We start from the raw sequence: 26,322 nt of genomic DNA, 5'->3' as shown, positions 1-26,322 counted from the left end.
ACATATAATATGTTCGAATTTTGCTTTTTTGTTAAAATTTTAACTAAATATTATGTATTTATTATTTGTTTGTAACGTATGCTTTATTTTTCAAGTTTTATATCTAATTATTTTAATTATGTAAGAGGTTAAACCTATGCTTAAAGCAAATGAAAATGAATTGCATTTGCTTTAAGCTAATTTTTTGTTAATAAAGTCTTTGTAATAAATACTCTGCCATAGTTTAAGTTCTATATATTTGAAGAATGTATTGGCATAGAAACAAAATTAATTCTTATGGTTTGATTGAAAAGCGATCTATATTTTGATTTTTTAGTTACAACATGCTTATAATAAAAACAAAAAATCAAACTCCCTACAACATCATTAATATCAAAAAGAAAACTAAGCAGCACAATTTTGTCGCAAATAAAAACCGGCACAAAGGCCGGATTCTTTGGAGTGGTTGATATTAGTGCATTAATTGCCATGTAGACGGGAGCGCTATCAAGAACAAAACCACAATTATCGATTTTTCTATAACAGTTAATGGTACTCTTTCTTGATTTTGTCTGCGTGCGTACAGAAAAACCAGCAATCCAGGAACATATAGCACTACCGAAAGTAAGAGGTTCATTAGCCCCGAAGCATAAAGTAGCCATAACCCATAAGTACAAGAACCCAACGCAATAAAGAGCAAAGCACGGCTACCACGTTGAAAGGAAACTTTCACTAAAAATGCACCGACAAGAAAGTAGGGGACAAGGATCATCTCAGAAGCAATAGAGAGTAATGTATTGTAATTACTGCCGCTTAACCAAATTAAAATCAAAGAGAGTTGAACCGCGCCATTTGTGATCCAAAGTGATGATTCAGGTGCTTTCTTACAGTTTTGTTTTTTGAATACCTTAGGGAATGAACCGTGTAAGGAAGCGATAAAGGGGACTTCTGCTGCCATGATTGTCCAGCTTAGGTAAGCACCACAAACAGAGACAATTAAACCAGCTACAATCACAATTTCACCCGCTGAACCCATTAACCCGACCATTAAAGTTGCCATAGAAGGGTTACGCATAGCCGCTAACTCAGGCCTGGTGACTAATCCTAGTGAAAGCAGGGTAACCAGCACATACACCCCTAATGCTGAAATAACAGCCAGCACAGTTGCGATACCAATATCCTGGCGTCTTCTGGCTCTGGCTGAAACAACAACTGCACCTTCTACGCCGATGAAAACCCACAGTGTAATTAGCATCGTATCTTTAACTTGCTGCCAAACAGGAACACCCATTTCAATGCCGCTAAAATCAAAAGAAAACACATCCATTTTGAACGCGATGACAGCTAAGATAATAAATAGGGTTAATGGTAATAATTTTGCCATTGTCGCCAGCAGGTTAACCCCCGCAGCTGTTTGTACACCACGCAATACCAGCCAATGCACGAACCAAAGTAAAATAGACTCACCGATTAATGATTGCCAGGTATTGCCATCACCAAAAATTACTGCGTGTTCGGTATCGGTGAAAAAACTTAACGCGGCAAAGACAATAACTAAATAAGAAACATTGGCAATAATGGCACAGAACCAATATCCCCATGCAGAACAGAATCCAACTAACTCACCAAAACCTTCTCTTGCATAAGTAAAAATCCCGCTATCCAAATCAGGGCGCAGTCGCGAGAGTAAAAGTAAGGAAGTGGCCAAAAAGAGAATACCTATGCCCGTTATTCCCCAACCAATCATTAATGCAGCAGGGCTACCTGCTTGCGCCATATTTTGCGGTAAACTGAATACGCCGGCACCGACCATAGAACTGAATACCAGTGCGGTCAAAGACGTAAGGCCTAATTTCTTTTCCAAAGATACGTTCCTAAAAAAATATAATCGACACGATTAGCCAGAACATTTGTTCTGAATATCGAACACATATTGGACATTTATTGCATCCATGCGATGGATTGCGAACGGATTTAGTCGATAAAGCTAAAAACAGGGCGATTCTACGGAGTGAAAGGATTGTATGCAATGGTTGACTATGCAAAAAAATATAAATTTTATGCATAAAATTCTGTAGAGGAGTAAGAAAACAAATTACGGATAATTTTTCTAATGTGTGTTATTGCCTGAATAAACATAGAGATGATCACAAGATAAGCACTTTAGATAATATTAGTCATATATTTTACTCTATTGAAACAAATAACAAACAATTATGTATACCAATCTAACCTCAAAGTGCGTGTGATGTCTTCCTGCAAAGCGGGGGAGACATCAGGTTCTATATAGTGTTGTAAATTACAACTTGAAGTTTAATGCGTATAAACAGTATTAATGAAAAGGAAGGATAAACAGGATAATTTGCAAATCATGCCGCAATATAACGTTATTGAGTTGTTAACTTTTAAGAAATTATTAAAGTAAATAAATTATGAACTAGCAAAGAAATTCGATAAAAAAGGCACAAATGTTCTTTGTGCCTTTTCCAAAAATGACAGAACTATCTATATGATTATTTGAATAAATCTGCACTGATGGTAACGTTACCACCATTAGACTGCCACTCTCGTGTGATATGGTAGTATTTTGCGCCTTTCTCTGCTGCACGTTTAGCAACCTGGTAAGAAACCTCTGGTGCGGTAGTGTAATAACCAGAAAAAGTAACGGAATCGAATGGTGCCATCAAAGCGGCAGAGGCTTTATTCAACTCTTGAATTTTTGTACCGTTAGGTAAAGTTACAGTGTAACGGCCACCTTTTGATGACTGGGTTTCAAAAAAGCGACCAACTACATTGCTTGTTGACGTTGAAGAAGCAACGCCTGGAATCTCAACTTTCTTGGCTTCCTCTCCGCCTTGAGCCAGAGCCTGGCGTCCTGCATCAGAATCGGCTGGGATCACCGCTTCACTAGACTGAACCTTACGTTTTGGTGCGTCTTCTTTATAAACATAGGCTGTGACGACTTGGTTTCCGCCATTATTCGGTGCAATATCACGGACGATAAAGAAAGAGGCTGCATCTTTCTTTTTAGCTGCCTTAGCGAGAGCTTCTTTCAGATCAGGATCAGTCGGGAAATAACCATTTACTGTCACAGTATCGAAAGGCTCTAAAGTGATAGCTTCAGCTTTAGGTAACTCTTTGATGCCACGATAGATACGATAGTTAGGTGTTTTATCTGCTTTTTCCGCATCTTTGTGGTACAAATCGGCGACAACACGCAAATTACCTCGTCCATTAAGATCATCAAGACTTTGAATATAAAAACTGTCAGCGCTTTTTTTATCGGCCTGACGGGAAACCGCATCCGCAGCTTCATAAATTGCATTAAAACGACCAGTAACTGAGATCCGCTCAAAAGGTTTAAGCTCTGCCGCTTGTTCTGGAGTTAATTCTTTAGCTGCATGTGCAGCGGTCATCGTGGTTAGTGCGAACACCGCAGTCGCGATGATCGTTGTCTTCAGCTTCATAAAAAATCCTTTCGCCTTGCGCATTAAAATATTTATAACGTGCTGAACATTGTTATGCATCACATAGAACGCAATTATTACATGTAATAATGCCAATTGTCGCAAGAAATTATGCCCTCTAAAGAAACGATTGCTAGCTTTTAGTATATGACACTAAGAATTTTAATAAATATAGTAAGTTATACGAGCTAAATAATTGTTTACATTAACAGGTCATTTTGTTTTTCTGATTTTATGATAATTCGTTGAAATTATTTTCATTAAGTTACTATTTGGTATTCTATTGATAGGTTTTGCTGATAGCAGCAATAAAGTCAATCTAATCGTTAAATAGGCATCAACAAGGTAATAATCAGCCATATTTCATTCTTAAAGAAGGAAACATTATGCGTATTGGTGTACCAAAAGAGCGACTTTCCAATGAAGCACGCGTTGCTGCCACACCATCAACCGTGGAGCAATTGCAGAAATTGGGGTTTGACGTCACAGTTGAGACAGGCGCAGGGCAACTTGCAAGTTTTGGTGATATTGCTTATCAAAAAGCAGGCGCTGCTATAGCAGAAATCCACCAGATTTGGCAATCAGATATCATTTTAAAAGTAAACGCCCCTGAAGATGATGAAATTGCCTTAATGAAAGAAGGTGCTGCGCTGATTAGTTTTATTTGGCCAGCGCAAAATCCAGCATTAATGGCAAAATTAGCCGAACATAAGGTCACTGTTTTTGCTATGGACGCCGTTCCACGAATTTCCCGCGCACAATCTTTAGATGCCCTCAGTTCAATGGCCAACATTGCGGGTTATCGTGCCATTGTTGAATCCGCCCACGAATTTGGTCGTTTTTTCACGGGACAAATTACAGCAGCAGGCAAAATACCACCAGCTAAGGTTATGATTATTGGCGCAGGGGTTGCCGGATTAGCGGCAATTGGTGCAGCGGGTAGTCTTGGTGCGATTGTCCGTGCTTTTGATACACGACCGGAAGTGAAGGAACAAGTACAAAGCATGGGGGCTGAATTCCTGGAATTAAATTTCAAAGAAGAAGCGGGCAGTGGTGATGGTTATGCAAAAGTGATGTCAGAAGCTTTTATCAAAGCAGAAATGGAACTGTTTGCTGCACAAGCAAAAGAGGTTGATATTATCGTGACAACTGCATTAATTCCGGGGAAACCGGCACCACGGCTTATCACAAAAGAAATGGTTGATTCCATGAAACCTGGTAGCGTGATTGTCGATCTGGCTGCCCAAAATGGCGGCAACTGTGAATACACGCAAGCCAATCAACTGGTTGTGACAGCAAATGGGGTAAAAATTATCGGTTATACAGATTTACCCAGCCGATTGCCGACTCAATCATCACAACTTTATGGATCAAACCTGGTCAATTTGCTGAAACTACTGTGCAAAGAAAAAAATGGCGAAATCACCATTGATTTTGATGATGTTGTTGTTCGTGGTGTTACTGTCATTAAAGAAGGTGAAATCACTTGGCCAGCTCCACCTATCCAAGTTTCAGCCCAACCAGCAACGACCAAACCGACATCAGTAAAAAAAGAAGAGAAACCAGCAGAAAAGCCTAAATCTCCGTGGCTGAAATATGGATCACTTGCACTAGTGATAATTTTGTATGGTTGGTTAGCACACATTGCGCCAAAAGAATTTTTATCTCATTTTACGGTTTTTGCCTTGTCCTGTGTGGTGGGTTATTACGTTGTCTGGAATGTCAGTCACTCATTGCATACACCATTAATGTCCGTCACCAACGCGATTTCCGGGATCATTGTGGTTGGCGCCGTACTGCAAATTGGGGAAGGGGGATGGGTAAGTTTCTTCTCATTCATTGCCGTGTTAATTGCCAGCATCAATATTTTCGGTGGCTTTACAGTCACTCAACGTATGCTGAAAATGTTTCGTAAAGGATAGGGGGTAACTTATGTCGAACGGAATAGTTACAGCTGCCTATATTGTTGCTGCCATTTTGTTTATTTTCAGTCTTGCCGGACTTTCCCGTCACGAAAGTTCCAGACGCGGTAACATTTTGGGTATCGTTGGTATGGCGATTGCCCTGATTGCCACGATATTAGGGCCTGATACTGGCAAAATTGGCTGGATTATTTTAGCGATGGTCATCGGTGCGGTTATTGGTATTCGTCTTGCCAAAAAAGTGGAGATGACTGAAATGCCAGAATTGGTGGCTATCCTGCACAGTTTTGTCGGTTTAGCGGCGGTTCTGGTTGGGTTCAATAGTTTTATCACTCATGATAATTTTGCCAGCGCTATTATGGAAAACATTCATCTGACAGAAGTTTTCCTTGGGGTATTTATTGGTGCTGTAACCTTTACTGGCTCAGTTGTCGCATTTGGTAAATTACGTGGAAAAATTTCTTCCAAGCCATTGATGTTGCCACATCGTCACAAACTTAATTTGGCGGCATTGATCGTCTCCTTGCTCTTAATGTTCACCTTTATCAAAACAGAAACTGTTGGCTTACAAGTTTTCACCTTGCTGGTGATGACAGTTATCGCACTCGCTTTTGGCTGGCATTTAGTGGCCTCGATTGGCGGGGCAGATATGCCAGTTGTTATTTCCATGCTGAACTCATATTCAGGCTGGGCGGCTGCGGCAGCTGGTTTTATGTTAAGTAATGACTTGCTGATCGTCACGGGTGCCTTAGTGGGTTCTTCGGGGGCAATCCTTTCTTATATTATGTGTAAGGCGATGAACCGTTCCTTTATCAGTGTCATCGCGGGTGGTTTCGGTACAGATGGCAGTTCTTCAGGTGATGATCAAGAGCTAGGAGAATACAGAGAAACAACAGCGGAAGACGTCGCTGAACTGTTAAAAAATTCTACTTCAGTCATCATTACTCCAGGCTACGGTATGGCAGTTGCGCAAGCGCAGTATCCTGTTCATGACATTACCGCCAAATTACGAGAGAAGGGCATAAATGTTCGCTTTGGCATTCACCCCGTTGCGGGACGGTTACCAGGTCATATGAACGTATTACTTGCCGAAGCTAAAGTCCCTTACGATATTGTCTTGGAAATGGATGAAATTAATGACGATTTTGCTGAAACGGATACGGTTTTAGTTATAGGAGCCAATGACACCGTAAACCCAGCCGCTCAGGAAGATCCTTCAAGCCCTATTGCCGGCATGCCAGTTTTGGAAGTCTGGAAAGCACAAAACGTCGTTGTATTTAAACGTTCGATGAATACGGGATATGCCGGAGTACAAAATCCATTATTCTTTAAAGACAATACACAAATGTTGTTTGGCGATGCGAAAGAAAGTGTAGAAGCCATCCTTCGGGCTTTATAACTCAAACCAACCTTAAAATCCCAAGAGCTTCGTATTATAACGCGAAGCTCTTTTTATATCTTTTTTATGATTTGATGATGTTCACTATCTGCGATAGACTCATGTGCATAATTTATGCTCATAGATGAGGTGTCAGATGAAAATACAATGCGTCTCAGCCGTAGAACGAAAACGATCCGGTAAACGTGGTACAAATGTTTATCTGACCGCTGAAGTGGTAGATGAAGCCCGTGATTTAGGGATCAACTTATCAGCAACACTAGACAAAATGTTGTCCGATGTTGTTCGTGAGAAAAGAAAACAGCAATGGAAAGCTGACAACAAAGTCGGTATCGGCGCTTTCAATGAATTTGAACGTGATGCAGGGCTATTTACTGATGATGATGAATACGGGGTTATTTGATGGCTCAATATGCTGTTTACCGCAACAAATCCCCTAAGTCGAGGGAGCAATACCCATTCATCATTGACATTCAGAATGACCTATTAGATGACTATGACTCACGAGTAATAATGCCGATTGCTCCACTGTCAGATAAAAATTCTCTCATAAAAACATTAACACCAGTGATTGAGATTAAAGGTAATCGGTATATCGTTATTACAAAATCAGTGACAACGGTAGCGAAGAGCAAGTTAAAAGCTGCGGATATCGTTTGTATTATGCCTGGTATTCACTCCGATATTGTGGCAGCTTTAGATACTATCGTTTCAGGAATTTAATTGGGTGTGATCTCCAAATCAGGATTCCCAATACTGGTATTTGATTATCTGATTTCCATTACAAAGCATAAGAATGAGAGTTACCTTCTATTTTTTTGATTATGGATTTAGTGCCGTTAATCAAAGTAGGTAACTCTCTTTTTCTAGATATAAAGCATATTAATACATTCAATGGAATTTTTTAATGGGATTTTATTTCTCTATCTTAATATTTTCTACCTTCATAGAAACCGTAGAATAATCCATTGCTACATTTTCCAGATGATTTAAAATACCATGTAATTCCATTCTCAGTGAATGAATTAGAAAAACGATTCACAGAATGAACAATATATCTGCTATACAGATTACCACCAAGATCGTTTATAGCCTGTGGTCGACAGTCTTCAGACGGAGATGCCGATGCAGTCCCAATTCCTCCAGTTAATGCAATACCTGCGGCCAACGCCCCAATCGCCAATAATTTCTTAAACATAAACATTCTCCTGTAATATTTTAGATTTGGAATTTTCTATTTAAACTTATTACTTATAAAGTCTTATTTGATAACGCACACTAAATCTAAATCACCACCTAACGATATTGCAATTTCAAAATTTGGAAACTGATTATATTTTTATATTCTGGATTAGAAATATAATCTCCATTATCATCATTTGTAATCAATAATTATTTTTCTATTATTTTCAAGATGCAAATAAATTATTGGAAATTGCAATATTATGCATAATAACAATATTGATTTAATGCAATCTAATTATCCAATTATTAATTAATTTGGAAATATTTGATAAAGATAGATATAAAAAAGGGGATATTATAAAAACAATGGATACTATAAATTCTATTCATCCCACAATACCGATATCACCTGTCATTAATATGCAGCGGTTAACCCGTGTTTATCAACAGGGTGGAGAGAACCCAATACCCGTTCTAAAAAATATAACGGCACAAATTTATGCTGGTCAGAGTTGCGCTATTGTCGGAACATCAGGTTCAGGTAAAAGCACCTTACTAAACATCCTTGGTTTGCTGGATAAACCCACCACCGGTGAATATTTTCTTTGCGGTGTTGATATGTCAACAGCAGATACTGACCTCAGAGCCAGAATGCGCAATAAAGAAATTGGTTTTGTTTTTCAAAGCTTCCATTTGTTAGCCGGAATAACAGCCACAGAGAACGTCGCTTTGCCGCTTCTTTACCGCGGCATTCCTGCCTCACAAGCTCATAAAATTGCCAAAGAAAAATTGCATTTGGTTGGTCTCTCACATCGTGCTACTCACTATCCGGCAGACTTATCCGGCGGGCAGCGACAACGCGTTGCACTCGCCAGAGCATTGGCCGGAGAACCCTCGTTATTGTTAGCTGATGAACCTACCGGCAATCTGGATCGCCAAACCGCAGAAGAAATTTTATTGCTACTTTCTTCTCTTCATACAGATAAGGCGATGACGCTGGTCGTAATAACCCATGATGCTATGGTTGCGAACCACATGCAGCGTGAATTGCGCATCATTGACGGTCAGTTGCATGAAACCAGAGGGATGACAATACATGCATGATAGCAACTATGGCATGTCGATATTAATGATCTGGAGAGAAGCTTGGCGTAACTTAATGGCAACGGGGAGAAGCACTCTGCTGGCTTTATCGGGTATTGCTATTGGTTGCGCTTCTGTTGTGGCATTTGTGAATACCGGACATAACGCGACACTGGCTGCGTTGAAAATGTTCAGCGGGCTGGATATCAATGTCATTACAGCAGATCTGAATTCCTATAATCATGGGATTGGTAGTGAGTCAATTACAATGGCCGATCTGACAACCGCTATTCCGGGGTTATCTTCCGCAGCTCCCTGGATTTATTATCCTTCGCCCGGACGCTATAACGGGAAAACAGAAACCTTTACCATGATAGGCTCCTCTGCGGAACTTGAGGAAGTCATGCAATTACGACTTCGTTATGGCCGATTTATCACAGATTATGATCAGCACTCTCCTTATGTGGTCATTGGTAATGAAGTCGCAGTTACCTTGGGTGAAGGGGACGCATCCCGTATACTTGGCAAACAGATTCAGCTTGGCAACTATTTATATACCGTCATTGGTATTTTCGCTATAAAAGGGCAAAACCCTATCTTTCCTTTTTCGCTGGATTCGGTGGTGATTGCGCCCATCAATGCCATGCGTAAAATCTCACCCAATACCGATTTAAATGGCATCATTGCTCGCACGATAACGACCGCAACCACAGAAAGTGATGCGAAGGATTTATTGGCGCTGCTCAAGCGCAAGTTTCCGGCGGTTGATATTAATGTTCGGGTAGCCCAACAACTACTAAAAGGGCAGACAGAACAAAGCAAAACCTTTTCTTTTATGTTGATCGGGCTGGCGGGTATTTCGCTGCTCACCGGCGGTATTGCAATTTCCAATGTGATGCTGATGAACGTTTCCGCCCGACGAAAAGAGATCGGGTTACGTATGGCTTTGGGAGCAAGAACTCAGGATATCCGGCGCCTTTTTTTGTATGAAGCAGCAGCCTTGACTTTAGCCGGCGCCATTCTTGGGACATTAGCCGGTATTATCGTCGCCTTTCTTTTTGTCCTTTATTCTGGCTGGTCATTTTCTTTAGCCCCTTTATCTATTCCTTTAGGGATAGGTAGTTCAATCATGGCGGGACTTATCTCCGGTTTTTATCCCGCACATAAAGCCTCTCAAATGGAACCCGTACAGGCATTACGTGATGATTAAAAAATATTTCCTTTATGGTGCTCTGACCTTGTTTTTCCTTTTTCCTCAAACAGTGCTTTCTGCATCTGAACAGGAACGAGAACCTGATTACAGTTTGCATCGAAAAGCCTCAGAAGAGGCTATAGGCTTATCGTTGAGTGATGCAATATCACTTGGTTTAAGAAACAACTACGCAATACGTAGTGTTTATCTGGATCGTATCGCCCAAAAATTTGATTTACGGGTAGCAGAAGATCGATTTACACCAAAGCTACAGCTAAGTGGGCGTTACATTGCGGGTAAAAATCAGGATGCAAATTTCAGGAAAACTAACCTTTCACCGAATGCCACACTATTCACACCGCTGGGAACACGTTTTACTCTTTCCTGGACGCGTGAAAACACGAGATCTGGGATTAACAATTTTCATAATGATGGCGCAAGTATTACTGTAGTACAGCCTCTCTTACGAGGAGCAGGAACCGATGTTAATAATGCTCCGATCTTATTGGCTAAACTCCAGGAACAAACCAATAGGTTGAATTTAAAAGCGACTATTTCCGATTCCATCACGCAAATTATTTTTGCATACCATGCATTACTTCGTGCTCAGGAACAACAATCATTATCTATCGCTTCCCTTAAACGGATGCGGAAATTAGTCGAGATTAACAAAGAGTTGATTGATGCAGGCAGAATGGCCCAGACAGATATCATACAAACACAGGCTGATTTAGCGATGCAGGAACTTTCGGCCAAAGAGGCGGAAAACAATGTGCATTCCACCAGGCTGGCATTACTCAGGTTACTTGCCCTAAACCATAAAACTCCCATCTATGCTACAGATACGCTAAAAGGAACGCATGTTAATCTGAATACTGAACAATCAATTGCCAAGGCACAGGCCCAGCAGCCTGATTACCTTATTCAATTACTTTCTGCAAAAACAGCCGATATTCAATTATTGCAGGCCCGAAATGACCGGCTCTGGGATTTATCACTGGTTGGTGGCACATCTCAGAATCGTTCATCCTCTTCTGAAACCCGAAACTGGGAAAATTTTGTGGGTATACGATTGGATATTCCAATCGGAGATATGACTCAGAAACAAGCAGAAGTTCAGGCGAAAGTCAATGTCCAGAAGCAAGCCTTACGCTTGGAAGAGGCAAAAACGAATCTGGAGCAAAAGATAATCAATGCAATCCGCGATACAGAATCACGCTGGCAGGAATATCAATTAGCGATAAAAGCCAGTTCACTTTCTCAAAAGAAACTCGAAATTGAACAGGAAAAATTACAGGCTGGCCTATCCAGCAACTTTCAGGTTCTGAGTTTTGAAACTGACCTAAGAAATGCTGAAAATGCACGCCTGAACACACTTATTCAGTATCTCAATGCTCAGGCTGAACTCGATCAAATTCTTGGTACTACACTGGAAAGCTGGGAGATAACACTCAATGATTAAACGTTATCGATGGGCCATTGCTGGCATATTTATTGTGGTGGCTTGTTTTTTAGTTTTTTTATCCTTAAAGCAATCACCAGCTCAGGAGTCAGTACAATGGATTGAAGTAAAACAAGCTGTTATAGAAAAACAACTTGGCTTGGTCGGCCATCTACAATCTGCACGTCTTGAAACCATACCTGCTCCATTTGATGCGATTATCAAACAAGTTTCGGCCAAAGAAGGGCAGTGGGTGAAAGCTGGCCAAACATTAGTGACGCTTGATACCCGAAAGATTGATATTGATCTTCGGCAAGCGGAAGTTGAGATGATCAAAGCTTCATCAGTCGTTGACCAATTGCATGACTGGGAAAACAGCCAGGAAGTTATCCGCGCCAGAAGAAACGTTGAAAGTGCCAACCATATGGTTATGGAGCTAAAAAATAATCTCGCCAAAACTCAGGCTCTGTTTTCACGGGGCATCGTGCCAAAAATGGAAGTGGAAAACCTCCAGCAGCAACTTCGCCGACAATTAACGGAACTTGCTTCAGTACAGGACGATCTTGCATCCATCCGACAAAAAGGAAGCATGAATAATGTGCGTGTTGCAGAGATGGAGCTTCAGAATGCAACAAGCCGCTATCAGACATTACAAGAACAATATTTACATAAAGAAATCAAAGCGCCATTTTCGGGTGTCGTACTTAGGGCAACACAGGGAGAAAGTAAGAAGCTGTTAACGATTCAGACAGGCGTTAGAGTGACCGAAGGTATGCCATTACTGGAAATTATGGACACAACCCAATATCAGGTATTGGCGCAGGTAGAAGAAACCGATCTCGCCAAACTTAAAGAAGGGCAGGCAGTAAAAATTACTGGAGAGGGATTTTCTCAACATCCTCTGGATGGAGAAATTGAGACTATTGCGATGCAAAGTGTAAATACGGATAAACCAGGATCAGCAATTTATTATGATATTGTGATTAAAGTGACTTCATCTATGAATCAAAGTTATCCCATCAGACCTGGAATGAGTGCCAAAGTCAACATTGTTATTTATCGCAATGAACAGGGAATTGTTGTACCCGAAGCAGCGCTAACTCGCGCTAACAATGGACAATTAACCGTAAACTGGCGCCCGGATTTAACACAACTGGCTGTAACTCGTCAGGTCACTGTTGGCGAAGCTATGCCAAAAGGGATAGAGGTTCATGGCCTGGAAGAGGGATTTATCGCACTGCCACGTTAAAATAATCACTCAGCTTTCTATCTGATAAGGGATAAGCATATCACTGCGCTATTTCAGTACGGTCATCTTTGCTAAGAAGTTGGCCATTTTCCAGCTTGATGCAATGATCAGCCAGGTGGAAAAAACGATCGTCGTGTGTAATAGCCAATACCGCTTTACCGCGTGCTGCTAATTCGGGCAATAATTCCCGATAGAATACCGTCTTAAACTGCGGATCTTGATCTGCCGCCCACTCGTCAAACAGATAAAATGGCCGGTCTTCCAAATAGGCAACCACCAAGGCAAGACGTTTCCGTTGTCCTAATGATAAATCACGAGTTGAAAAACAACCGTTTTCAATCTTTACCTTGTGATCTAAATGGAGTTTAGCAAGTAATTCATTAGCACGTGCATCCAATGTTGAATCTGAGTCACTCAAACCGACCAAAGTCTCAAAAAGGTGGAAATCAGCAAAAATCGCTGAAAATAATTGTCGGTAGTTTGTTCTGTTGTGGTCAGTGATGACATGTTCATCAACGGTAATAACTCCACTTTCTGGTGTATAAAGACCGGTTAACAGCTTGGCGAGAGTCGTTTTGCCACTGCCATTACCACCGATCAGGAAAGTAATTTCTCCTCTTTTAAGTTCCACATCAATGGGGCCAAGTTGGAATACTTCATCCTCTCTTTCTCGATAATAGCTGTGGGTGATACCAGACAGGCGTAGTGAATGAACTTTCCCGAATTCGTTAGCAGATATTTGTTGATCAAAGTTATCTTGTTCATTCAATTCAGAAAGTACATTTCCAATGCGGTCCAGCGACACACGGGCAGCATTCAATGCTGGAATGTTGTTTAGTAACCCATCCAGGGGCATCAACATAAACAGAAAGATAATCAAATAACCAGACAAAGTCGCTGTTGCAAGAGAAGGTATCACTATCGGGGAGAATATCACCACACCCAGGAACACATAAAATAAGAAGAGGATCCAACCAGTGCCAAAGGCATAAACACTGAAAGCACGAGTTCGATGCTGGCGTACTGCATCAATCTCACTATTAAGCGAGTTGGTAAAAAAAGACTGAGCGCGTGCGAAATGTAACTTTAACTCTTTTGCACCAGAAAATAAGGCGTTAAAGTGATTGAAGAGACGATCTTGCGCCTTGCCAGCTGCTTTGAACGCAGAGATTGCCTGAGTTCCCCCTAAGCTATAACCAAGTGAGCCAATGATCACGACAATCAATGCTAAGGAGAATATAGGCCAGGACAACCAAGCCAGATAACCGAGGCAGCCTAGTACAATAGATCCCTGCATGATGATATTGGGTAAGGCGAAGAATAAGATTGATACATTATTGGTATCATCAGTAATAATGGATTGACCTTGAGAAGAGCTAAGTAGCTCAATCTGGCGAAAAGGTGCACGAACAATGCGCTCTGAAATAAGTTGGCGCATCTTCGCTATTGTGTTCTGACTTAATTTGGCGAAAATCACACCACTTAATATGCGACAAGTAATAGCCAGCACAGCCAGGGCACCGAAATACCAAGCGAGCAAAGCGTAATTTTCTTTAGGGATCGTCACTGCTCTATTAATTAATGTAACCAATGAAACACTGGAAATACCATTGGCAATACTGGCAAAGATAGCAATGATTAATGCCCAGCGTGAACGGAACAAAAGTGATAATAAAATCTGATAGGCTGGTTTTTTTATTGCCGAAATGTTCATTGATAGACCCGTCCCGTAAGGCTAGCTAAGGTGACGGCATTGTATCACTCTGTTTCATGAAGTACCCTCAACACACCCTAAATACATTAATATTATTAATTTAATTCTATTTCCCCATAACCAACTGGAAAACAGTTAACTGGTGAGTTTCTCGCATTAATCAGATGACCGAAAATCTTTATAGAGGGTAGGTTGCATGTAGTTTAGTGACAATACCACAAAGTAAATCAACAAAATAATCACCAGATTAATCTTTAACCTATTTTAATAAATTTTCATTAAATTCAATTCGTTATCATGGATCATGTTTAACGTTTTTTCTTCAAAATATTTCTACTTATTAAAATAGCCATTTGAAAAAGTAAGATTTATTGCATAAGATGAGCAAGGGGAAATACCGTGATTTTTACAGAGCGCAACCATCAAACCCCCGCCAAATTGAACAAAAATAAACCATAAGGAAAATGGAAATGTCTATTCCGTTCAACCACGAAAATAGCAATGATGAAAAATCACTGATTGTACCGATCGATTCCCAACAAGAAACAGGGATGCTGATGTCGCTATCAGCAGCGGGAAAACAGATCCATAACAATCCCGCCATTGCCTATCTTGTCAGTCTTAGTTCAAAACGCAGTCGCCAAACTATGAAATCATTTCTGGATATCGTGGCAAAAATGTTGGGATATCAAAATGTACAGGACTGTACCTGGCATGCACTTCGTCGTCACCATGTTCAAGCCATTATGGAAATGCTTTCAGATTCGGGTAAAGCTCCGGCAACAATTAATACCTATCTTTCTGCCTTGAAAGGGGTGGCATTGGAAGCATGGACAATGAAACAGATCGATACCGACAATTTTCAGCATATAAAACAGGTGCGATCCGTCAGAGGAAATCGATTACCAAAAGGCAGGGCGCTTGAGCGTTATGAAATAAAAACTTTATTCTTTACCTGCGAAAATGATATCAGCACAAAAGGGTTACGTGATGCCGCTATCATTGGTGTGCTTGTGGGATGCGGGCTTCGTCGTTCAGAAATTGTTTCACTCGATATGAAGCACATCATTCGCCGCGAGCAAGCATTAAGAGTGATGGGAAAGGGTAATAAAGAGCGGTTGTCCTATATGCCGGAAGGAACCTGGGAACGTTTAAATCGTTGGGTAGATGAAGTGCGCGGAGATCACCCCGGCCCACTTTTTACCCGAATTCGTCGCCATGATGATGTCACTGATAACCGTTTATCAGATCAAGCTATCTATCACATTCTTGAAATACGCAGAATAGAAAGCGGATTGGAAAAATTTGCCCCACATGATCTGCGCAGGACTTTTGCGTCAGCCATGCTGGACAATGGTGAAGATATCGTGACTGTCAAAGATGCGATGGGGCATTCAAGCATCACGACAACTCAAAAGTACGATCGACGTGGAGATGAACGTCTAAGAAATGCTGCCAGAAATCTGAATTTTTAACAGGAAATAGCGCTGTTATCCTGCGCTATTTTTGCAATCAAATATTATTCGACAGATTGCTTCATTCAGTGTTAATTATGAACCTCTCATAAATAACTATGACAGGTGTATTTGTATGACCTCAAAAACAACACATTGGAGCACTTACGGTTCAACTTCCCTTTTCGTTTTATTATGGAGTAGCGGCGCAATCTTTTCTCGTTGGGGACTGGATCATAGTTCTTCTTTTGCTATTTTGACGGTGCGTTTTGCGATTGCATTTCTATTTTTGCTAGCACTCTGCATGTTCAAAAAACATTTCCTTCCGGCGTCTGAAAGTAGGAATAAAATTGCTGCAGTTGGATTACTGATCATTGGCGGGTATTCAATTTTTTATTTTCTGGCGTTAGAAAGTGGAATCACTCCCGGTATCTTGGCTACGGTGATGGGGATTCAGCCAATTATTACACTTTGGGTGATGGAAAGAAATTTCACAGCTCGTCGTTTAATAGGTTTGTTTCTGTCGTTCATCGGATTAATGCTTGTTGTATTTCAAGGGTTGGTTTTGACAAAGTTTTCCTTCTCAGGCACTCTTTTTGCATTGGCTGCTCTGGCTTGTATGAGCATCGGAGCCATCTTTCAGAAGCAAATCCAGCAAGCTCCCTCCGAAGTATTACCATTACAATATGGTGTCAGCTTATTGCTTTGCCTGTTATTTATACCTTTCAAACCTTTCCATATTGAACCTGTCATTGGTTTTATTGTACCTGCCTTATGGCTTGGTTTAGTGATTTCTGTAGTCGCTCAATTATTACTTTATAGACTCATCAGAGCAGGTAATTTAGTTAATGTCACTAGTTTGTTTTACCTTGTTCCAGGAGTAACAGCAATAATGGATTACTTATTTTTAGGTAATGCATTATCTATTTTAAGTATCATTGGAATGTTAGCGATAATAACCGGTTTGGCTCTGGTTTTTCGTGAAAAAAAGACAAAGGAAATGAATAATCTCAAGTAAATTCAATTGGCTAAAATCATTGTGATTTATATGGATTATAATGTTTCAGGTTTACAATAATAAAATAACTAAAGATCATCGGAGTTGCTAATTTTTAAAATCTGATTAATCTCAACAGGCGGGAATAATGAATAACATTGAATAAAAAATGGGAGGCAACATGAAAAAATCATCTCATTTAGAATCACCTAAGTCACCCGTCAATGCATTTACTGAATGGGATCCACTTGAAGAAGTGATTGTTGGTATTGTCGATGGTGCCAGGTTTCCTGCATGGCATATGGCACTGGAACCTGTATTACCAGATGATCAAGTTATTAATTTCCAAAGGAATGCGGGACGTTCTTTTCCGAAAGAACGTATTGAAGCAGCGTCGAGAGAGTTAGAAGAATTTGTGCATATTCTTGCAAGTGAAGGCGTCAAAGTTCGTCGCCCTGACGCTCAAGATCAATCACAAGTATTTGGTGCACCAGGATGGACAAGCACAGGATTATATTGTGCCATGCCCAGGGATATACTTTTTGTTATTGGTGATAATATTATCGAATGCCCGTTGGCATGGCGCTCTCGTTATTTTGAAACGTCAGCCTATAAGTCTTTACTGAAAGAATATTTTAAGGCTGGTGCTAAATGGAGCGCCGCGCCTAAACCGCAATTGACTGATGAACAATATAATTTTAATTGGGAGAAAGAAAGTATAGAACAACAGAAAGTTGTTCTTGCAGTAACAGAATTTGAACCCACTTTCGACGCGGCTGATTTTTATCGTTGTGGCAGAGATATCATTGCTCAGAAAAGTCATGTAACAAATGATTTTGGCATTGAATGGTTAAGAAGACATATTGGAGATGAATATCGTATACATGTTTTTGAATTTGATGATCCAAACCCAATGCATATTGACGCTACTTTTGTTCCTATTGCGCCAGGGAAGTTACTGATTAACCCTGAAAAGGTATCGAAAATTCCAAAGTTATTTAAAGGCTGGGATGTATTACATGCACCAAAACCGATTATTCCAGATTCTCATCCTTTATATATGACCAGTAAATGGATTAATATGAATATCTTAATGCTGGATGAAAATCGAGTAATTGTAGAAAAACAAGATGAGCCCATGATAGCCGCCATGAAGCGTTGGGGATTCACGCCTATCCCATGTAATTTCAGGAATTTCAACAGCTTTGGTGGTTCTTTCCATTGTGCGACATTAGATGTCAGACGCCGAGGCCGCTTGCAATCTTATTTTTAATCATCAATAAAAGTCCAATAAAAAATTATTAACAGTGAATATCTGGAAAGTTAGTTATTATATTTCACATACTAAAAAAATTAACTTCAAATTATATTCACTGTTGAAATTTTAACAATGAGGTAAATATGAAGATATGGAAATATTCCACTAAAGATTCCATCATGTTTATTTTTAGCTTGTTAAATATCATTATAAGTATAATGATGGCATCATTTTGGCATGATTTTTCAATTTCAAATTGGCTATTTAATATAGTTATTCTCTCATTTCTAGCCACATACAATATTATAGTCATTTCACATTTCTTTAGTCATACTCCATGGTTTATATCGCCAACGATGAATAGTTTCGTTTCTATGCTCAACTCTATCAATATAGGGCAATCAATCCAAGCTTATCAATTTACACACGTCAGAAACCATCATAAATATCATAATGATAACGGTAATCCTATTAAGGATAGTTCGTCAACCTTTTTGGGTGGCAAAGAGGGGAAACATAATACATTATTGAATTATGCTATCTTAGGCGGACTCAATACCCTTTATAAAATGATCCCCCACATGTTATGGGCAGTATTTTTATGGGGAAAACCTTTCAGCCAATATGATCATGGTTTTGAAAAATTAATTTCAAAAATTGAGGTTAATAAAAATAAAGAACTTATCCAATTACGTTTGGATCGGCTTGCTATGTTTGTTGGACTCGTTTTTTTCTTTATCTTATCTTGGCAATGGGCATTGCTTTGTTATTTACCATCGTTATTAGTTACTTTTATTCTGGTGAATGTTCAAAACTATTATGAACATTATGGTGCAAATCCAGAGAATCAATTTTCCAATTCAGTCAGTTATTACGGAAAACTGTACAATTTATTAACTTTTAATGATGGTTACCACCAAGAACACCATATTTCAGGTAACACACACTGGAGTCTTCTGCCTAAATTGCGGGAAAGATATGCTTCTAAGTTTAAAGAGCAGGAGAGAATAGTCAGTCCAGTGCCTGCAATTGTAGGTTTTTTGCATAACAAACGGAAAATGTTACATAAAGATCAAGAGATAAAAATAAGAACCCCAAAATAAATTAAACGAAATATGATTTAAATAGCGTTTCAAAATGATAGGCGTATTCCTTACCCCCGCGCGGCGTAAGGAACGCCAACATTTGATACTCTCTCTCAGTATTATGAAAACCTATTTAATATATTGAAGGAATAATCATGATGCAAAAAAAATTATCGCTCACAGGAGTGAAGCTGGAAGAATCAGAATTTGTTATACATGAAACTGAAGGCCGCATAGAAAAAAGTGCTGTTGATACTCTGCTAGATGGTCATCTTGCCGCATACCGAATCCGTCATTTTTTACCGTGGGAACAACGAAAAAAAATCATTGATAATTTTTGGCGTTCTACAGCCAGAAAACCCCGATATGGTGACGGGATAGATGGCGTAGAGGGATATTTCCTTGGGGCTTCTCACATAGAAAAAACAACGCCTGAGTACTTCAACGAGGTTGAATATTTTCGTCCAGCCATTTCTCAACTTTTTCAGGGGACGGTTAATCCTTTGACACATTTTATCGCGCAATTAAATGGTTCACAGTCAAAGGTTCGGCCAGCCATGTATCAAGGAGCGCCTGCTGGTGATGCCAAAGCTGTCTATTGGAATAATTCAGGAGAATTTTTGTTATTACCCCATGATGATTTAGCCCAACTGAGCGATCCTCGACAAAATGACTTTGAGATTCAGAGTGTCAAGCGAGTCATGGCAGTCAATTTTTATGCGGAAGTTCCACAAGGGGGAGGACAATTAAAAGTGTGGAATATTGCCCCTGATATGGAATCTCGTTCCGCTCTTGGACTCACCCATAGTGGCTTTCCTTATCCTACAGATCGACTCAAAGAACATGAGAATATGATCATTGATATTGCTCCAGGGGATTTAATCCTACTAAATGGCAACTTGATACATGCTGTGTTAACTGGAAATGCCAATCAATTGCAGGAAAAACGGCTACTCATTACATGCTTTATGGGACGTCACAAAGATGGTGATCTCATTTGGTGGACTTAATTTCTGAAAAATATGACGATATGACATGAGACTGCCCGATGAAATTCGGGCAATCTATACCAATCGCCTTTCAAGATGCGTCTTATATCTCCCCGCGTAGCGGGGAGATATAAACAATCTGCAAATATCAACGACTAAGCACATCACTCTACATCGATCTTGATTGGGCAAACAAAACCATCAGGCTTTATAGCCAGCAAATCACATCTTAGGCGATCGATGACATGTTCGGCGGTATTGCCAAGAAACGCAGCTGATAACCCGGTTCGACCAAGAATACCTAAAACAACCACACCAGCATTGAGTTCATCGCATATTTCAGGGATGACTTTTTCCGGTATACCTTCATGAACGTGAGTTTGCTGCTCATCAATATAGAATTTCTGCCTCAACTCTTTCATAGCGATCAAATGTTGGCCACGCAACGCCTGGTTATACACATTAGGATCAAAGTCAGGTAATTCAGTGGCGATATTTAAAGGCGCGACTGGATAAGCACTAACAAGATGGATCTGAGGGTCTTTCACAATTCGATTGGCAAGCTCTTGTGTTTCACGCACCAATTTCAGATTCAATTCATTATGGTAAGGTTCTTCATTGGATAAATTGACAGCAACAACCGCGGAACCATTTTCTGGCCATATTTGATCTTTTACCATCCAGACTGGGCAGGGGCATTTACGTAACAGATGCCAGTCAAGTGGAGTAAAAATCATCGATTCCAATCGGGAATGTTGATGTGCCATTTTCAATAATAAGTCGTGATTTCCGGTAATAACTTCTTGAATGATGGCTTCATAAGGGCGATTATGCCAAACCACTTTGATTTCAATATCGATGCCTGATTCAAGGTAGTAATGAGCTTGCTGTTTTATCCAAGCGCTTCGTTGGCCTATGACACCTTTTCGCATCGCATTTCTTTCTTCTGGAGAAAGTAAGGTGGTCATTTCGTATGAAAAGTCATAAATAGGTAAAAATGCTTTAATCTGCCCACCACTGCGTTGCACGATATAGACTGCGCGTCTTAATGCGGGCTGATCATCCTGATTAGGGTCAATTGCAACCAAGAGGTTTTGGTAGTTTGCCATATTGAGTTCCTCACAGCGTCTGAATGCCTCTTTCGTACAGAAGATAAACCAAATATATAATACGCATTAAACTTCAAGTTGCCATTGACAACACTCTATGAAACCTGATTTCTCCCCGCTTTGTGGGGAGAAATCACACTCATCTTGAAGTTAGATTGGTATAAACAACTATAACAGGATAAGAGTCAGCCAGATCAGCAAAATATAGTGTTCTGGCCTAAAATTTAACTAACGTTAGGACGCATTAGCAGGAGACTTGCCAACCAACTCTGTCAATTTATTCATATCTTCGATGGCAATATACTTGCCTTTGACAGCTAAAATTCCACTTTTCTGGAAGCGGCCAAGCAGACGGCTAATTGTTTCAACAGTCAGGCCCAAGTAATTACCAATGTCGCCGCGTGTCATGGTAAGGCGGAATTCACGAGGTGAAAAGCCGCGCTGTGAAAAGCGGTGTGACAGGTTGTAAATAAAAGCAGCTAATCTCTCTTCTGCGTTCTTTTTGGAAAGCAGCAAGATCATCTCCTGGTCACCTTTGATTTCTCCACTCATCAAACGCATCATTTGCTGACGGAGATTAGGCATTTTTCCAGAAAGGTCATCCAGCGTTTCAAATGGGATTTCACAGACCATTGACGTTTCCAAAGCCTGGGCAAAGCTTGGATGCTCAGTATTAATGATGGCGTCAAATCCAACTAAATCACCAGCAAGGTGGAAACCTGTAATTTGTTCATCACCTTCTTCGGTAATCGTATAGCTTTTGATGGTCCCAGAGCGGATGGCGTAGAGTGATTTAAGTGTATCACCGGCCTTAAATAACGTTTGTCCTTTCTGGATAGGTTTCTTACGCTCAATGATGTTATCAAGCTGATCAAGTTCGTGTTCATTTAAGGTGAAAGGAATGCAAAGCTGGCTAATGCTACAATCCTGACAGTGGATTGCACAACCACCAGATTGAATCCGACGAATAATACGTTTTTCCGGGATCATAGGGAATGCTCATTAGAAGTGATTGATATGTGTAAACTTAACATATTTAGGTTGCTCTGATAAGAGCAAGATACTGCCATCAATCGCGGTATTTATCATCACGAGTAGAAAAAATAAAATTTTTTTGTATTAACGTTGAACTTGCGTAAAATTTTAGCCATTCAATATAATATCTCAATCAAACTGAAATTGAATGAATAATATATGGATGTAATACGCATCGATGATGTTATTTGGTTACATATAGATGGAATAGGGTTATGACATGAGTGAATGGTTATTAATTGCATTTACAATGATAGTACAAAGCTCGGTGGGGCTTGTATTGATGAGCGGGCTTTATACTTACTGGATTAAGCATGAGTTAAACACCTGGCAACATTCAGTGACCATATTTGTGCAAAAAATATTACTAAGAACATTACTAGTCAGCAGTGCATTGGCAGGGATAGGGTTGGCTGCTTCTTTGAACATCATAGAATACCCATTTAGTGTTTATCACACATTGCAGAACATAATACATGAATGGGTAAACATAGAAACAATTTTTGCTGTTATCTATTTCGCTTTTTTGGTCTTATACACACTTTTTTTTATGATCACAAAACGCGCGCATGTTTATATTATTCTAGTAATTGGGGTTATTGGTTTAATTGATCTTTATTATATGGCAATTATTTATGTTAATAGCGCCATGATTACTTGGGCAAACATTAATACCTATTTTTTATTTTATAGTGCGGTATTTACGTTAGGGCCTGCATTGGCACTGTCACTTATTTCCTATCCATTAGGAAAATATCTTAGCGGAATATTGCCTATTAAATTAGTGATGGCTGCTTTGCTGGTTGTTTTCATTAGCGTTACCATGCGACTGATTGAACAACCTGCTTATATGGAGTGGCTATCGGAAATCACAATCGTTAATGATAATGTTATTTTTCCACATCGAGCTGAATTCAATATCAACAGCGCCTTTGGGTTAAGAATGATTTCATGGTGTTTGTATATTATTGCCATGGTTATCTGGACTTACCCCCTCTGGAAAACAAGGGTTAACCAATTGATTAATAATAACTATCCTATTCTCATTGGTGCAGCCATCATGTTTGTCGCTGAAGTGATCAATCAATATACATTTTTTATTATGTGAAACGTATATACCAATCCAACTGCAAGATTCATGTGATTTTTCCCCGCTTTGCGGGGAGAAATTACGTTTCATATAGACTTGAAGTTTATCTTCTCTCGACATAACGCAAACTGTGACAACGTCACGGTTCACGTTATACTTTAAAGTAACTTACTTTATAATTTCAATGGATATATTTTCATTGGAATACTATAAGATATTATTTTCATTTTTTTGTGGTAGCGCACAAAATTAAAGTTAACTATTAACTTATTATTAATATTCTAAGAATTATGTTTTATATCTATATAAAATAGATTTATTCGGCATAATATTGCAGAATGATTTTTATGCAATTGCAGTGATCGAAAATCAAACAATTATTTTCAGTGCGTTATTGTGGGGGTTTTATCACCTCCGCAAGACATTTGCCGTTAAAGCAGAAAATAAAAACAAATCTATTAATAATTTTATAAATATTTAATTTAAGACAAGACAAAAAGAATCAATTAAAAGGTTACATGATCATGACTAAACCATTTCATCCTAATTTGAATGTAGATGCATTGTTTTTGGGACCAAAATCAGAAAACGCTGTTTTTTTTAGAGAGATGATGGATTATGCAGTGAGCGAACATTTACATTGGCGTTCAGGTTTTCATCCCGAAGATTCAACTTTAGTCACATCCGTTGCTCGCTATGAGCATAACTATAGAGAAACGCTTTATCGTACAGAAGGGATCTTAAATCAGCTGTCAGCAAAACTGAAAAACACGTCTATTCCTTTCTTTTCTCCTCGTTACCTTGGCCATATCAGTAGTGATACCTTAATGGTTTCTAATCTTGCCTACGTTATGGCCATGATGTATAACCCGAATAACTGTAGTTATGAAGCATCGCCGACAACAACAGAACTAGAGCTTGAATCAGGATTAGATCTCTGCCGCATGTTTGGCTATGACCCGCAGAAATCCTGGGGGCATATTACTTCTGGTGGCACAGTTGCTAATTATGAAGGTCTATGGGTAGCCAGGAATTTAAAAACATTGCCTTTTGCTATATCTCAGCATCCTAAAGCAAAAGATCTCATCGAACATAAAACGTCCCGGCAATTGAAAAATATGCCAACCGCTGAACTTTTGGATCTTATTACCGCACTACAAGAACGTGGACTGTTTGAAGAAATTCGCGATATGACATGCCGTGGTATGGGAGTGAAAGGGGAAGTTCTAGGCAAATTACTGGTTCCACAATCCAAACACTATTCTTGGATGAAAGCCGCCGATATTTTTGGTATTGGCCAAGAAAACATTATTCCATTACCTGTAAATGATAACTATCAAACTGACATGGCTCAAATGCGGAAAATCACCTTGGAATTAATTGAACAAGGTGAACCAATCCTGGCAATGATTGCCGTAGTGGGCACAACTGAAGTGGGAGCGATTGATCGGATTGATGAAATCATTGCATTGAGGAAAGAGTGTGAGGAACGTTATGGCGAATCATTCTACATTCACGTTGATGCTGCTTATGCTGGATATGCGTGTTCCATGCTCCTGAATGAGCAGGGGGAATTTGTAGAATATGATGAGTTGGCCAGTTACCACCGTTCGGTGGGGATCATGCCGGAAAATATCAGTTGGCCAAAACCGGAAGTTTACCAAAGCTTCAAGGCATTGAAAGAGGTCGACTCGATTACTGTAGATCCGCATAAAGTTGGTTTCATTCAATATGCAGCGGGTGCTGTCTGCATGAAAGACAAGCGCATTCTCGAATTGATCTCTTCACATGCAGCCTATGTGTTTGAAGACCACGATGAAAAAACAAATAGCGTCAATCGGGGAATTCTTGGTTCATCCATCATGGAAGGTTCAAAATCGGGAGCAACAGCTGCGGCACTTTGGGCTGCTCATCGTCTGTTACCTTTGAATATTAATGGATATGGTAAAATAATTGCGGCTGGTATCGTCACAGCACAAAGATTGTTGAATAAATTGGCGAACTTACCGCCAATAGAAATCGGGAAACATCAATTTGAAGTACATATCTTTCCATCCCCTGATTTCCATATGATCAACTTTACGTTCAAAGAAATTGGCAGCGAAAGTCTGAGCAATCATAATGCGCTTAACAAGCGTCTATACGAGCTTTGCTCATACTCCACAGGACGTGCTTATGCCAATGATTTTCTCACTTCCTCAACCATATTAGATTATAAAGAATATGGTGATACACCGTGGCATTATGCAGAGAAATGTGGTTTTAGCCGTAATGAATGGGAAAAAGTACGCAATATCTATGTACTACGCGCTGCGGTAATGACTTATTGCTTACGCAATGAAGAGCACTTTGAAGAGTTTTGGCAGCAACTTCAAGCTATCTTTGTGAAGAAATTGAACCAGATTGTTGATGAAGAAGAGAAAAAATCTCGGTTAAAATTAGAACTAGACATACCATTTATTGGTTAATAAATATCAATCTAAATGTTTATACCAACCTAACTTCAAAATGCGTGTGATTTCTCCCCGCTTTGCGGGGAGAAATCAAGTTTCAGATTCAGAAATTGCAACTTGAAGTTTATCGAGTATAACTAATTGAAAAAATGCCTATTAATTAAAAAAGAGCTTATTTTTATCTAAGCTCTTTTTTATTTCAAAAATCCACAATACATACG

General features: G+C 39.7%; 21 protein-coding genes. 15 read left to right on the top strand and 6 right to left on the bottom strand.

The window, feature by feature from the left end; translation table 11 throughout:
* Nucleotides 1–451: 451 nt before the first annotated feature.
* A complete protein-coding gene (locus IQ211_RS09640; protein ID WP_189758412.1) occupies nt 452–1,843 on the bottom strand; it encodes a basic amino acid/polyamine antiporter in 1,392 nt (463 codons plus the stop codon).
* A 649-nt stretch (nt 1,844–2,492) separates the two neighbouring features.
* The gene (gene ydgH, locus IQ211_RS09635; RefSeq protein ID WP_189758411.1) at nt 2,493–3,446 is read right to left on the bottom strand and encodes a DUF1471 family protein YdgH; all 954 of its coding nucleotides are present in this window, start codon (nt 3,444–3,446) and stop codon (nt 2,493–2,495) included.
* Between the two features lie 386 nt (nt 3,447–3,832).
* Between ydgH and pntA the strand changes: the two genes are divergently transcribed.
* The 4 genes from pntA (at nt 3,833) to IQ211_RS09615 (ending at nt 7,490) form a co-directional block, all read left to right on the top strand.
* Nucleotides 3,833–5,368 carry a Re/Si-specific NAD(P)(+) transhydrogenase subunit alpha gene (gene pntA, locus IQ211_RS09630; RefSeq protein WP_189758410.1) on the top strand — a complete coding sequence of 512 codons (1,536 nt, stop codon included), beginning with the start codon at nt 3,833–3,835 and terminating at the stop codon, nt 5,366–5,368.
* A 10-nt stretch (nt 5,369–5,378) separates the two neighbouring features.
* Complete coding sequence (gene pntB / locus IQ211_RS09625) at nt 5,379–6,767, top strand: Re/Si-specific NAD(P)(+) transhydrogenase subunit beta (protein ID WP_189758409.1); 1,389 nt, start codon at nt 5,379–5,381, stop codon at nt 6,765–6,767.
* A gap of 136 nt (nt 6,768–6,903) precedes the next feature.
* Complete coding sequence (locus IQ211_RS09620; protein ID WP_189758408.1) at nt 6,904–7,170, top strand: type II toxin-antitoxin system CcdA family antitoxin; 267 nt, start codon at nt 6,904–6,906, stop codon at nt 7,168–7,170.
* Nucleotides 7,170–7,490 (top strand): CcdB family protein, encoded by a 321-nt coding sequence (locus IQ211_RS09615; RefSeq protein WP_189758407.1) that lies wholly within the window; start codon nt 7,170–7,172, stop codon nt 7,488–7,490. Before IQ211_RS09620 ends, IQ211_RS09615 begins: the two co-directional genes overlap by 1 nt.
* A 205-nt stretch (nt 7,491–7,695) precedes the next feature.
* On the opposite strand, the gene IQ211_RS09610 is transcribed toward IQ211_RS09615, so the two are convergent.
* Nucleotides 7,696–7,965 carry an LCI fold-containing protein gene (locus tag IQ211_RS09610; RefSeq protein WP_189758406.1) on the bottom strand — a complete coding sequence of 90 codons (270 nt, stop codon included), beginning with the start codon at nt 7,963–7,965 and terminating at the stop codon, nt 7,696–7,698.
* Nucleotides 7,966–8,318: 353 nt separating this feature from the next.
* Here IQ211_RS09610 and IQ211_RS09605 point away from each other — a divergent pair, with 353 nt between their 5' ends.
* From IQ211_RS09605 to IQ211_RS09590, 4 genes are read left to right on the top strand one after another with little or no spacing between them, the layout of a single operon-like run.
* Nucleotides 8,319–9,056, top strand: a complete 738-nt coding sequence (locus tag IQ211_RS09605; protein WP_189758405.1) for an ABC transporter ATP-binding protein — start codon at nt 8,319–8,321, stop codon at nt 9,054–9,056.
* Entirely contained in the window at nt 9,049–10,245 is a 1,197-nt protein-coding gene (locus IQ211_RS09600; protein ID WP_189758404.1) for an ABC transporter permease, read from the top strand. The genes IQ211_RS09605 and IQ211_RS09600 overlap by 8 nt, the downstream gene beginning before the upstream one ends.
* On the top strand, nt 10,238–11,689 hold the full coding sequence (locus IQ211_RS09595) for a TolC family protein (RefSeq protein ID WP_189758403.1): 1,452 nt from the start codon (nt 10,238–10,240) through the stop codon (nt 11,687–11,689). The genes IQ211_RS09600 and IQ211_RS09595 overlap by 8 nt, the downstream gene beginning before the upstream one ends.
* The gene (locus IQ211_RS09590; RefSeq protein WP_189758402.1) at nt 11,682–12,917 is read left to right on the top strand and encodes an HlyD family secretion protein; all 1,236 of its coding nucleotides are present in this window, start codon (nt 11,682–11,684) and stop codon (nt 12,915–12,917) included. The genes IQ211_RS09595 and IQ211_RS09590 overlap by 8 nt, the downstream gene beginning before the upstream one ends.
* Before the next feature lie 40 nt (nt 12,918–12,957).
* Here the strand turns inward: IQ211_RS09590 and IQ211_RS09585 are convergent, their stop codons facing one another.
* Nucleotides 12,958–14,631: a cyclic peptide export ABC transporter gene (locus tag IQ211_RS09585; RefSeq protein ID WP_189758401.1), complete on the bottom strand. Its 1,674-nt coding sequence runs from the start codon at nt 14,629–14,631 to the stop codon at nt 12,958–12,960.
* 557 nt (nt 14,632–15,188) lie between these two features.
* On the opposite strand from IQ211_RS09585, the gene IQ211_RS09580 reads away from it, so the two are divergent.
* The 5 genes from IQ211_RS09580 to IQ211_RS09560 all read left to right on the top strand — a co-directional run bounded on the left by IQ211_RS09580 (nt 15,189) and on the right by IQ211_RS09560 (nt 20,435).
* Nucleotides 15,189–16,106 (top strand): tyrosine-type recombinase/integrase, encoded by a 918-nt coding sequence (locus tag IQ211_RS09580; protein WP_399477735.1) that lies wholly within the window; start codon nt 15,189–15,191, stop codon nt 16,104–16,106.
* Between the two features lie 115 nt (nt 16,107–16,221).
* Complete coding sequence (locus IQ211_RS09575) at nt 16,222–17,103, top strand: DMT family transporter (RefSeq protein WP_189758399.1); 882 nt, start codon at nt 16,222–16,224, stop codon at nt 17,101–17,103.
* A 160-nt stretch (nt 17,104–17,263) separates the two neighbouring features.
* Complete coding sequence (locus IQ211_RS09570) at nt 17,264–18,355, top strand: amidinotransferase (protein ID WP_223281575.1); 1,092 nt, start codon at nt 17,264–17,266, stop codon at nt 18,353–18,355.
* Nucleotides 18,356–18,483: 128 nt separating this feature from the next.
* Nucleotides 18,484–19,443, top strand: coding sequence for a fatty acid desaturase family protein (locus IQ211_RS09565; protein ID WP_189758397.1), 960 nt, complete (start codon nt 18,484–18,486; stop codon nt 19,441–19,443).
* A gap of 137 nt (nt 19,444–19,580) precedes the next feature.
* The gene (locus IQ211_RS09560; protein ID WP_223281574.1) at nt 19,581–20,435 is read left to right on the top strand and encodes a 2OG-Fe(II)-dependent halogenase WelO5 family protein; all 855 of its coding nucleotides are present in this window, start codon (nt 19,581–19,583) and stop codon (nt 20,433–20,435) included.
* A gap of 143 nt (nt 20,436–20,578) precedes the next feature.
* Here IQ211_RS09560 and uspE read toward each other — a convergent pair whose 3' ends face one another.
* Together uspE and IQ211_RS09550 are read right to left on the bottom strand one after the other, a co-directional pair.
* Complete coding sequence (uspE, locus tag IQ211_RS09555) at nt 20,579–21,523, bottom strand: universal stress protein UspE (protein ID WP_189758396.1); 945 nt, start codon at nt 21,521–21,523, stop codon at nt 20,579–20,581.
* A 234-nt stretch (nt 21,524–21,757) separates the two neighbouring features.
* Nucleotides 21,758–22,513 carry an FNR family transcription factor gene (locus tag IQ211_RS09550; RefSeq protein WP_189758395.1) on the bottom strand — a complete coding sequence of 252 codons (756 nt, stop codon included), beginning with the start codon at nt 22,511–22,513 and terminating at the stop codon, nt 21,758–21,760.
* 265 nt (nt 22,514–22,778) lie between these two features.
* On the opposite strand from IQ211_RS09550, the gene IQ211_RS09545 reads away from it, so the two are divergent.
* Complete coding sequence (locus IQ211_RS09545) at nt 22,779–23,666, top strand: dimethyl sulfoxide reductase anchor subunit family protein (RefSeq protein ID WP_189758394.1); 888 nt, start codon at nt 22,779–22,781, stop codon at nt 23,664–23,666.
* A 506-nt stretch (nt 23,667–24,172) separates the two neighbouring features.
* A complete protein-coding gene (locus IQ211_RS09540; RefSeq protein WP_189758393.1) occupies nt 24,173–26,116 on the top strand; it encodes a pyridoxal phosphate-dependent decarboxylase family protein in 1,944 nt (647 codons plus the stop codon).
* The last annotated feature ends 206 nt before the right edge of the window (nt 26,117–26,322 follow it).

Origin of the sequence: Xenorhabdus griffiniae (assembly GCF_015163655.1) — a bacterium.
GTDB classification, from domain to species: domain Bacteria; phylum Pseudomonadota; class Gammaproteobacteria; order Enterobacterales; family Enterobacteriaceae; genus Xenorhabdus; species Xenorhabdus griffiniae.
This window is presented reverse-complemented; position numbering and strand designations above follow the sequence as displayed.

Bases quoted from the DNA above. Each gene is read 5' to 3' on its own strand.
- IQ211_RS09570 (WP_223281575.1), top strand. From the start codon at position 17,264: ATGAAAAAATCATCTCATTTAGAATCACCTAAGTCACCCGTCAATGCA.
- IQ211_RS09620 (WP_189758408.1), top strand. From the start codon at position 6,904: ATGAAAATACAATGCGTCTCAGCCGTAGAACGAAAACGATCCGGTAAA.
- IQ211_RS09590 (WP_189758402.1), top strand. From the start codon at position 11,682: ATGATTAAACGTTATCGATGGGCCATTGCTGGCATATTTATTGTGGTG.
- IQ211_RS09540 (WP_189758393.1), top strand. From the start codon at position 24,173: ATGACTAAACCATTTCATCCTAATTTGAATGTAGATGCATTGTTTTTG.
- uspE (WP_189758396.1), bottom strand. From the start codon at position 21,523: ATGGCAAACTACCAAAACCTCTTGGTTGCAATTGACCCTAATCAGGAT.
- IQ211_RS09595 (WP_189758403.1), top strand. From the start codon at position 10,238: ATGATTAAAAAATATTTCCTTTATGGTGCTCTGACCTTGTTTTTCCTT.
- IQ211_RS09585 (WP_189758401.1), bottom strand. From the start codon at position 14,631: ATGAACATTTCGGCAATAAAAAAACCAGCCTATCAGATTTTATTATCA.
- IQ211_RS09580 (WP_399477735.1), top strand. From the start codon at position 15,189: ATGTCGCTATCAGCAGCGGGAAAACAGATCCATAACAATCCCGCCATT.
- IQ211_RS09610 (WP_189758406.1), bottom strand. From the start codon at position 7,965: ATGTTTAAGAAATTATTGGCGATTGGGGCGTTGGCCGCAGGTATTGCA.
- IQ211_RS09575 (WP_189758399.1), top strand. From the start codon at position 16,222: ATGACCTCAAAAACAACACATTGGAGCACTTACGGTTCAACTTCCCTT.
- IQ211_RS09565 (WP_189758397.1), top strand. From the start codon at position 18,484: ATGAAGATATGGAAATATTCCACTAAAGATTCCATCATGTTTATTTTT.
- IQ211_RS09605 (WP_189758405.1), top strand. From the start codon at position 8,319: ATGGATACTATAAATTCTATTCATCCCACAATACCGATATCACCTGTC.
- IQ211_RS09600 (WP_189758404.1), top strand. From the start codon at position 9,049: ATGCATGATAGCAACTATGGCATGTCGATATTAATGATCTGGAGAGAA.
- IQ211_RS09550 (WP_189758395.1), bottom strand. From the start codon at position 22,513: ATGATCCCGGAAAAACGTATTATTCGTCGGATTCAATCTGGTGGTTGT.
- pntB (WP_189758409.1), top strand. From the start codon at position 5,379: ATGTCGAACGGAATAGTTACAGCTGCCTATATTGTTGCTGCCATTTTG.
- IQ211_RS09560 (WP_223281574.1), top strand. From the start codon at position 19,581: ATGATGCAAAAAAAATTATCGCTCACAGGAGTGAAGCTGGAAGAATCA.
- IQ211_RS09545 (WP_189758394.1), top strand. From the start codon at position 22,779: ATGAGTGAATGGTTATTAATTGCATTTACAATGATAGTACAAAGCTCG.
- pntA (WP_189758410.1), top strand. From the start codon at position 3,833: ATGCGTATTGGTGTACCAAAAGAGCGACTTTCCAATGAAGCACGCGTT.
- ydgH (WP_189758411.1), bottom strand. From the start codon at position 3,446: ATGAAGCTGAAGACAACGATCATCGCGACTGCGGTGTTCGCACTAACC.
- IQ211_RS09615 (WP_189758407.1), top strand. From the start codon at position 7,170: ATGGCTCAATATGCTGTTTACCGCAACAAATCCCCTAAGTCGAGGGAG.